Raw genomic sequence first — 9,553 nt, 5'->3', positions numbered from 1 at the left:
AGAGCGAACCCAAAAAGAGATAAAGAAAAAGGACGATTAAAATGCGGCCTGAATCCAATTCTCTCTTAATGTCTAACCTATGATGCGCTACTAAGTTTGGTAGCGCTATTTCAAAAGTATCAAAACAAATCACTCCATATGTAGAACCTTTTTTGCATAACACCTAATATTTTTCAATTTAAATAGAATGAATAAATTTCATTTAGACATCTATACATCTAGAGGTTGATATTTTTTACTTTCAGTTCATAATTAACTTTCGGTTTTTATGAGCAGGAGTAAAAATATGCCAATTACAGTAAAAGACGAGTTACCCGCTATTGAACGCTTACGTAAAGAAAACGTATTTGTGATGCCAAAAACTCGTGCAAAAACGCAAGAAATACGTCCAATGCGTTTGGCTATTTTAAACTTAATGCCTAATAAAGTAGAAACCGAAGTACAGTTTATTCGTTTACTTGCCAACTCGCCTTTACAAGTAAACGTAGAACTACTGCGCCTCGACACTCACCGCAGTAGCAGTAATTCAGAAGAGCACCTTGATACCTTTTACCGCTATTTTTCTGAAGTAAAAGACAACAATTACGATGCATTAATTGTTACCGGTGCGCCACTTGCGCATTTAGAGTACGACGATGTAGCGTATTGGGATGAGCTAAAGGTCATTATTGATTGGGCCGAGCAACATGTTACCTCTACGTTATTTTCGTGCTGGGCTGCGCATGCAGCGTTATATCACCGTTATAATTTAAAGCGTGATTTAAAAGACGATAAGCTGTGCGGTGTATTTACTCACCAATGTTACTTTGAGCACGGCGCGCTGACTCGCGGGTTCGACGACACCTTTTTAGTACCGCACTCACGTTATGGCCACATTGATATAAATAAAATAAACGCCTGTGATGAGCTAGTTGTACTGGCGGGCTCCAAGCGAGTAGGGGCTTACTTACTTAAAAATAAATCGGGTAGCCAAGTGTTTATAACTGGCCACCCTGAGTACGACGCAGATAGCTTAAAAGCTGAGTACGAACGCGATTGTAAAAAAAGCCCTGATGCACCAAAACCCGAAAATTACTTCCCGGACGACGACGCAACCAAACAACCTTCAAAAACGTGGCAAAGCCATGCTTTTTTACTTTTTTCGAATTGGTTAAATTACTACGTGTACCAAACCACACCGTATGATATTAATTTAGTTAGCCAAGATGTGAGGACTAACAACTATGCCGAATAACGCTTTAAATAATAAACACGCCGAAATAAGTGCTGCGCTAAAAGAGCGCATTTTAATTTTAGATGGCGCAATGGGCACCATGATCCAAGATCATAAGCTAGAGGAAGAAGACTATCGCGGCGAGCGTTTTAAAGATTGGCATGTACTTATTAAAGGCAATAATGATTTATTAAGTCTCACAAAGCCTGAGTTAATTGCAGATATTCATCGTGGGTTTTTATCAGCGGGCGCTGATATTATCGAAACCAACACATTTAACTCGACCACTATTTCGATGGACGATTACGACATGGCAAGCCTAAGCCGTGAAATAAACTTAGAGTCGGCTAAATTAGCACGCGCAATGTGCGACGAATTTACAGCTAAAACGCCACAAAAGCCCCGTTATGTAGCCGGTGTTTTAGGGCCGACTTCTAAAACCTGTTCAATCTCGCCAGATGTAAACGATCCGGGTTACCGAAATGTCACTTTTGATAAATTAGTTACTGCGTATGTAGAGTCTACTCTTGCATTAATGGAAGGCGGCGCCGATTTAATACTAATCGAAACTATATTCGACACGCTTAATGCAAAAGCCGCATCGTTTGCAGTAGAAGAAGCCTTTGAGCAAGCAGGGCGTAAATTACCTGTAATGATTTCAGGGACTATTACCGATGCCTCTGGGCGAACGCTTTCGGGGCAAACAACTGAAGCATTTTATAACTCTATTCGCCACATTAAGCCTATATCAATCGGCCTAAACTGCGCGCTTGGCCCTGATTTATTGCGCCAATATGTGCAAGAGCTATCGCGTGTATGCGAAACATTTACCTCAGTACATCCTAATGCGGGCTTGCCTAATGAGTTTGGTGAATACGATTTAGAAGCGCCAGAAATGGCAGCCGAAATTATCGATTGGGGTAAATCGGGCTTTATTAATATAGTAGGCGGGTGCTGCGGTACAACGCCTGCGCATATTCGCGCGTTTGCAAAAGGGCTTGAAGGCGTTAAACCTCGTCCTTTACCAGAGCTTGAAGTACGTATGCGTTTATCAGGCCTTGAAGCCTGTAACTTAAATTAAGGAGCCAACATGACACAGCAAATAGCAGTATTTACTAATGTTGGTGAGCGTACCAACGTAACTGGTTCGGCTATGTTTAAACGCCTAATCATGGAAGAAGACTTTGAAGCCGCGCTAACCGTTGCACGCGAACAAGTTGAAAACGGCGCACAGGTTATTGATATAAACATGGACGAAGCCATGTTGGACTCAAAAGCCGCCATGGTTAAGTTTTTAAACTTAATAGCCTCAGAGCCTGATATTTCTAAAGTGCCAATTATGGTCGACTCCTCAAAGTGGGAAGTAATAGAAGCGGGCTTAAAGTGTATTCAAGGCAAGGCAATTGTTAACTCAATATCACTAAAAGAAGGTGAAGAGCCGTTTATTCGCCAAGCTAAAATAATAAAACGTTTTGGCGCAGCCGCTGTTGTAATGGCATTTGATACCGACGGACAAGCAGATACCGCTGACCGTAAGTTCGCAATATGTGCGCGCAGTTATAAAATATTGGTAGAAGACATTGGCTTTGCGCCAGAAGATATTATTTTCGACCCTAATATATTTGCCGTAGCCACCGGTATTGAAGAGCACGACAACTACGCCGTAGAATTTATTGAAGGCACGCGCCGTATCAAGCAAAATTTACCGCACTGTAAAGTGTCGGGCGGGGTGTCAAATGTATCGTTTTCGTTTAGGGGTAATAACCCCGTACGTGAGGCTATTCACTCGGTGTTTTTATACCACGCTATTCAAGCGGGTATGGATATGGGTATTGTAAATGCAGGCCAACTTGCCGTTTACGACGACATACCAGATGAGTTACGCAAAGCCGTTACAGACGTAATTCTTAATACCGATCCCGGCGCAGGTGAGCGTTTAGTTGAGCTTGCACCAAAGTATTCGGGCATGGCGCAAGCCGAGCGAGTAGAAGATTTAGAATGGCGTACATGGCCGGTTGCAAAACGCCTTGAGCACGCACTGGTAAAAGGTATTACTACCTTCATAGATGAAGATACTGAAGAATGCCGTGCAGCCGCTGCTAAACCCATCCACGTAATTGAAGGGCCGTTAATGGACGGCATGAACGTAGTAGGCGACTTATTTGGCGCGGGTAAAATGTTTTTACCACAAGTGGTTAAATCGGCGCGTGTAATGAAGCGCGCAGTTGCCTACTTAGACCCCTACATTGAGCTTGAAAAAGAAGAAGGCTCAACTAACGGTAAAATAGTGATGGCGACCGTAAAAGGTGACGTGCACGACATAGGTAAAAATATTGTAGGCGTGGTACTGCAATGTAATAACTACGAAGTAATCGACTTAGGCGTAATGGTACCTGCCGATAAAATACTGCAAACCGCAATCGATGAAAAAGCCGATATTATCGGTTTATCGGGCTTAATTACTCCATCGCTTGACGAAATGGTGCATGTAGCAAAAGAAATGAAACGCCGTGGCTTTGAACTCCCATTAATGATTGGCGGGGCAACTACCTCTAAAGCGCACACTGCCGTTAAAATTGAGCCACAGTACGACAAAGGCGTAGTATACGTAAGTAACGCCAGCCGTGCAGTAGGTGTGGTTTCAAACTTATTATCAAAAGAGTTTAAACCCGACTTTTTAGCTAAAACACAAGCGGAATATGTAAAAGTACGCGAGCAACAAGCGCGTAAAAAACCACGCTCTAAGCCTGTTACAATCCAGCGCGCACGCGATAACGCAGCACAACTCGATTGGGATAACTACACGCCACCAGTGCCTAAAAAGCTTGGCGTGATCGAGTTTAAAAACGTATCAATTGCCACTTTGCGTAAATACATAGATTGGACGCCATACTTTATGACGTGGTCAATTGCCGGTAAATACCCGCGCATAATGACCGATGAAGTCGTAGGCGAGCAAGCCCAAAGCTTATTTAAAGACGCTAACGACATGTTAGACGACCTTGAAAAAGCCGGCAGTTTACAACCACTTGGCGTAATTGGTTTATTCCCTGCAAACCGCGTAGGGGACGACATAGAAATATACACCGACGAAACACGCAAAACGCTGTTAACTACTTCATGCCATTTACGTCAGCAAACCGAAAAAACCGACTTTGCTAACTACTGCCTAGCCGACTACATAGCACCCAAAGGCACACCTGACTATTTTGGCGCGTTTGCTGTAACAGGCGGTTTAGAAGAAGACGACTTGGCAAATGCGTTCGACGCACAGCAAGACGACTACAACAAAATAATGATTAAAGCGGTTGCCGACAGACTCGCAGAAGCGTTTGCAGAATACCTACACGAAAAAGTACGTAAAGAGTATTGGGGTTTTGCACCAGACGAAAACCTAGCAAACGATGAGCTAATACGCGAAAACTACCAAGGTATTCGCCCAGCACCAGGCTACCCAGCGTGCCCTGAGCACACCGAGAAAAAGAAAATTTGGCAGTTACTCGATACCGAAAAACGCATTGGCATGCAGCTCACCAGCTCATACGCCATGTGGCCAGGTGCTGCTGTTTCAGGTTGGTACTTTTCACACCCCGAAGCTAAGTACTACGCAGTAGCAGCGGTACAAAAGGATCAGGTTGAAGACTACGCTAAACGAACCAATATGACGCTCGCAGAGGCAGAAAGATGGCTATCGCCTAACTTGGGATATGATCCGGAGTAAATAGAGTTGCGAGCAGCTATTAGTAAAAAACGAGCCAAGTTAGGCTCGTTTTTTGTTTTTTCGCAAAACATCATTAAACAATGTTTTAGTTAGAAGTTATTATAATTTTTTCATTATCTTATATAATCAAATGCTTACAAGTTGTTTGTTAAGTGAAATCATATTGCTAATATAAAATAAGCCATTTTGTGTTATAAACGATAAAATGGGACTAAATAAAGTATTATAATAAGGAATTAGGTTTGAATTACTATAGTATGGATTTCGTTAAGTTTACCGATTGGAAACAGGTTTTAGCTGAAACAAATAATTCTCTAACGTACGAGAAATGTTTAAAGATAAACCAATATATTGCAAGTTATCAAAAAGCATGTTCAAAAAACAATCCTAAACATGTTATGCCTCTACATTTCCAAGAGGCTGCAAATCGCTTGAATCAGCGAATTCAACATTACGAATCAATTAAGAAGCCTTTTTTCGCAACGTATATTACTCCAATACTCACGGGTATTATAGGTGCTTCGTTTGGCTCATTGCTCACATTTTGGCTGGCGATGCCTTCAACATAATAACTAGATGAATTCCTCCTTCAACTGACTATGAATTCCCTCTAAGTAAAGTGTTATTGCGACGATAAAAAATATGGAGTAGCACTACTTAGATATCTCTTTCATAGAGAAGCTAATTGAACGCTCGTGAGTAAGTGAGTTATAAAAATGTTTTAGAAAAAGTCAGTTGTTCGATCGAAATTTTTAAACTAAATAATTTTTAATTATTAGGAATAGAAAAGTTTTATAAAAGGACTATCAATGAAGTATCTAAATTACATATTCCTTTGCTTATCTCTACTTTTCACATCTAGCACATTTGCGCTTGAGCAAAAATATCACGAGAGCGTTTTACCTGTTATTGCTGCTTTTAAAACGCATGATAAAACTGCGATTGCTGCACTTATTAGCTACCCACTAAAACGACAGTACCCCATACCTGACATTAAAAATGAAGCTGAGTTTATTAACCGCTTTGATGAAATTTTTAATGATGAGCTAGTGGCAGCGATTGCCGCCTCAAACATTAATACCGATTGGGATAAAGTTGGTTGGCGCGGCATTATGCTAAATAACGGCGTTATGTGGGTAGATACTGACGGTAAAATTATTGCTGTAAATACCCAAAATACTAAAGAGCAGGCACTTGCTAAAAGCTTAATCGAACACGATAAGCAATCCTTGCACGCAAGTATCAATAATTTTGAAAAACCAGTACTCGATTGGAAAACAGCTAACTACCATATTCGTGTTGATGATTTAGGGGGTCATAATTATCGGTATGCAGTGTGGGGTATTAATAAAAAACCAAGCGACAAGCCTGATATGGTTTTACTAAATGGCGATATTACATTTGAGGGTAGCGGCGGGAATCATCACTATACGTTTAAAAATGGACGTTACAGTTATGTGCTACAAGTAACCATTATTGGCTGCGATACATCACCACCGGGTTGGCTTGAAGTTTATAAAGACGATGAGCGGTTGTTAAACGAGCCTGTGGTAAGTGCTAATTAATGTATATTTTTAGTGTATTAAACAATGTGGATCTGTTTTTAACAATTAAGCGTTCTAATAATTAGTATTTTTATAAAATAGATCTAAGTGGTAGGCTAAAAAGTAGTAAGTAATTAAAATAGTTCTCGCGCAACAAGGAACCGTCCTTTAAAAGCGCTTTGCCAAGGAGTTTAGTATGATCACGTTTACCATTAATGGTAATAAACATGAGTTTTCTGGCGATCCGTCAACGCCAGTATTATGGTATCTCCGAGACGAATTGAATTTAACCGGGCCTAAGTTTGGCTGTGGTATGGCTCAGTGCGGTGCATGTACAGTGCATATTGATGGAGTAGCTCAACGCTCGTGTGTATTACCGGTAGCGGCAGCAGCAGGGCGTTCAATTACAACAATTGAAGGGCTAAGTGAGCAGGGCGACCACCCAGTGCAGCAAGCATGGGTTGAGCATAAAGTACCGCAGTGTGGTTTTTGCCAGTGCGGCCAAATGATGCAAGCTGCAAGCTTATTAGCTGCAAATCCAAACCCAACCGACGATGAAATAGTAAGTAATATGTCGGGCAATATTTGTCGTTGTGGTACTTATCCGCGTATTCATAAAGCGATTAAATCGGCTGCTAAAACTATTGCGGGCGTGCAGTATTTTGACCCAAATGAACAAGGGGAAGAAGTATGAGCGAAACAAATAATACATACTTTGATTTAACCCGCCGTAAGTTTTTAAAAACCAGCGCAATAGGTGCGTTGGTACTCGGTACTTATTTTGTAGGCAGTGCGCCAAGAGCATTTGCAGGCGTGTTAGAGCAACCGTCTGAGCTGGCAAAACGTGCTAACTTATTTATAGCACTGCGCCCTGATGGAATGGTTGAAATAACCTGTCATCGCTCTGAAATGGGCCAACAAATCCGTACAGCCATTGCTCAAATTGTGGCAGACGAAATGGAAGCCGCGTGGGATAAAGTAGTTGTTATTCAGGGTAAGGGCGACCCTAAATACGGCGATCAAAATACCGATGGCTCGCGCAGTATTCGCTACAACATGCAGCGCCTGCGTGAAATGGGCGCAAGTGTGCGTTATATGATGCAGCACGCTGCCGCTAAGTATTGGAAAGTTGACCCACAAACTTGTACTGCTAACCAACACGTTGTTACACACAGCTCAGGTAAATCGCTTACTTATAAAGATTTAATCGACTTAGCGCTTACAATAACGCCACCAGAAGCTGACAAACTAACACTTAAAACACGCAAAGAATGGCGTTATATTAATACCGGCATGGCGCACATAGATTTAGCAGATTTAGTAACAGGCAAAGCTATATTTGCAGCCGATGTACGCGAACCACAAGCGCTGGTGGCTATAATTGAACGCCCGCCGGTAGTAGGCGGTGTTGTTAAGTCGTTTGATGCCAGTGCTACAAAAGCGATAAATGGCGTTATAGATGTAATTGAAATGCCTGTACCAAAAGGCGCACCGCAGTTTCAGCCAAAAGGCGGCATTGCGATTATAGCTAAAAACACATGGGCTGCATGGCAAGGGCGTAAAGCATTAAAAGTCGTGTGGGATGATGGCAAAAATGGCGATTACAATTCAGAAGAATTTAAAAAGTCATTATTACAAACAGTACAAACTCCACAGGCAAACATACGTGATAAAGGCGATGCCATGGGCGTATTGGCTAAATCGAGCAATAAACTCGTAGCCGATTACTACGCGCCGCACCTTGCTCAAGCACCAATGGAGCCGCCTTGTGCAACAGCTATGTACAACAAAGACAGTGTTGATATATGGGCTGCTACGCAAAACCCACAAGCCGATATGAAAACAGTGGCTGCAATGCTTGGCATGGATGAGAGCAAAATTAATGTTCACGTTACCATGTTAGGAGGCGGCTTTGGGCGTAAGTCAAAACCTGATTTTTCAGCAGAAGCAGCTTATCTTTCAATGAAAGTAGGCAAGCCTATTCGTGTGCAATGGACGCGTGAAGACGACATACAACATGGTTTTTACCATGCAGTTTCGGCTCAACACATTGAAGCGTCGCTAGATAAAAATGGCGCTATAGAATCGTATTTACACCGTACCGCGTTTTCACCGATCACCTCTACCTTTTCAGAAGGGGCGACTACGCCAGGGAGCTTTGAACTGCGCTTAGGGTTTACCGACAACCCAATTAACACACCTAACATGAAGTTAGAAAACGGTGATGCGCAAGCCAAAGCACGAATTGGTTGGATGCGTTCTGTATCAAATATTTTTCATGCCTTTGCTATTCAGTCATTTATTGGCGAAGCAGCGCACAAAGCCGGTCGCGACCAAAAAGACTATTTACTAGAAACTATAGGTCCAAGCCGAATCCTTGATGTAACTGAGCAAAATGCCACATATGATAATTATGGCGGCGATAAAGCGGTTTATCCTTTAGATATTGGCAGACTACGCCATGTTATTGAAAAGGTTGCTGACATGAGTAAGTGGGGGCGAGAGCTTCCTAAAGGGCGAGGTTTAGGTATAGCAGCGCATAGAAGCTTTTTAACTTACGTAGCGACAGTAGTTGAAGTAGAAGTGTCGGATGCTGGCGATTTAAAAGTAATTAAATCGTGGGTTGCCATTGATGCGGGCACGGTTGTAAATACCGACACCGTTAAAAATCAAACCCAAGGTGGCTCTATTTACGGTATTACCACTGCAATTAGTGACGGTATTACCTTTGATAAAGGCCGCGTGCAGCAAAGTAACTTTCATGATTATCGCGTACCGCGTATGAGCGACTCACCGCTTGAGATTGACGTTGAAATTGTACAAAGCGATGCACCACCAGCAGGGGTAGGTGAGCCATCTACACCAGTTTATGCGCCAGCATTATGTAATGCTATTTTTGCAGCATGCGGAAAGCGCATTAGGCAGTTACCAATAGGTGATCAGCTAAAAGCGTAGCTAAATAACTACAGCTTAAACAAAAAAACCGCCAAAAGGCTAACACCATTCAGTTAAGCATGTTTTGACTTAATGGTGTACCGAGTTTTTGAAATTCGAACGGTCCTACTTTTGGGCCGT

7 protein-coding genes are annotated in these 9,553 nt (G+C 42.2%); all 7 read left to right on the top strand.

The window, feature by feature from the left end; genetic code table 11:
- The first annotated feature begins 286 nt into the window (after positions 1 to 286).
- On the top strand, positions 287 to 1,234 hold the full coding sequence (metA, locus tag GQR55_RS19055) for a homoserine O-succinyltransferase (protein ID WP_166421852.1): 948 nt from the start codon (positions 287 to 289) through the stop codon (positions 1,232 to 1,234).
- Positions 1,224 to 2,294: a homocysteine S-methyltransferase family protein gene (locus GQR55_RS19050; protein ID WP_166421851.1), complete on the top strand. Its 1,071-nt coding sequence runs from the start codon at positions 1,224 to 1,226 to the stop codon at positions 2,292 to 2,294. Before metA ends, GQR55_RS19050 begins: the two co-directional genes overlap by 11 nt.
- Positions 2,295 to 2,303: 9 nt before the next feature.
- Positions 2,304 to 4,934 carry a methionine synthase gene (gene metH, locus GQR55_RS19045; RefSeq protein ID WP_166421850.1) on the top strand — a complete coding sequence of 877 codons (2,631 nt, stop codon included), beginning with the start codon at positions 2,304 to 2,306 and terminating at the stop codon, positions 4,932 to 4,934.
- A 242-nt stretch (positions 4,935 to 5,176) separates the two neighbouring features.
- Positions 5,177 to 5,503 carry a hypothetical protein gene (locus GQR55_RS19040; RefSeq protein WP_166421849.1) on the top strand — a complete coding sequence of 109 codons (327 nt, stop codon included), beginning with the start codon at positions 5,177 to 5,179 and terminating at the stop codon, positions 5,501 to 5,503.
- A gap of 240 nt (positions 5,504 to 5,743) precedes the next feature.
- On the top strand, positions 5,744 to 6,499 hold the full coding sequence (locus GQR55_RS19035; protein WP_166421848.1) for a hypothetical protein: 756 nt from the start codon (positions 5,744 to 5,746) through the stop codon (positions 6,497 to 6,499).
- A gap of 175 nt (positions 6,500 to 6,674) precedes the next feature.
- Positions 6,675 to 7,172 carry a (2Fe-2S)-binding protein gene (locus GQR55_RS19030; RefSeq protein ID WP_166421847.1) on the top strand — a complete coding sequence of 166 codons (498 nt, stop codon included), beginning with the start codon at positions 6,675 to 6,677 and terminating at the stop codon, positions 7,170 to 7,172.
- The gene (locus GQR55_RS19025; protein ID WP_166421846.1) at positions 7,169 to 9,433 is read left to right on the top strand and encodes a molybdopterin cofactor-binding domain-containing protein; all 2,265 of its coding nucleotides are present in this window, start codon (positions 7,169 to 7,171) and stop codon (positions 9,431 to 9,433) included. The genes GQR55_RS19030 and GQR55_RS19025 overlap by 4 nt, the downstream gene beginning before the upstream one ends.
- Positions 9,434 to 9,553 lie beyond the last annotated feature (120 nt).

The organism is Pseudoalteromonas sp. Z1A8 (genome assembly GCF_011378855.1).
Lineage (GTDB): Bacteria > Pseudomonadota > Gammaproteobacteria > Enterobacterales > Alteromonadaceae > Pseudoalteromonas.
This window is presented reverse-complemented; position numbering and strand designations above follow the sequence as displayed.

Coding starts and splice junctions, on each gene's coding strand:
- GQR55_RS19050 (WP_166421851.1), top strand. CDS start 1,224: ATGCCGAATAACGCTTTAAATAATAAACACGCCGAAATAAGTGCTGCG.
- GQR55_RS19030 (WP_166421847.1), top strand. CDS start 6,675: ATGATCACGTTTACCATTAATGGTAATAAACATGAGTTTTCTGGCGAT.
- GQR55_RS19035 (WP_166421848.1), top strand. CDS start 5,744: ATGAAGTATCTAAATTACATATTCCTTTGCTTATCTCTACTTTTCACA.
- metA (WP_166421852.1), top strand. CDS start 287: ATGCCAATTACAGTAAAAGACGAGTTACCCGCTATTGAACGCTTACGT.
- metH (WP_166421850.1), top strand. CDS start 2,304: ATGACACAGCAAATAGCAGTATTTACTAATGTTGGTGAGCGTACCAAC.
- GQR55_RS19025 (WP_166421846.1), top strand. CDS start 7,169: ATGAGCGAAACAAATAATACATACTTTGATTTAACCCGCCGTAAGTTT.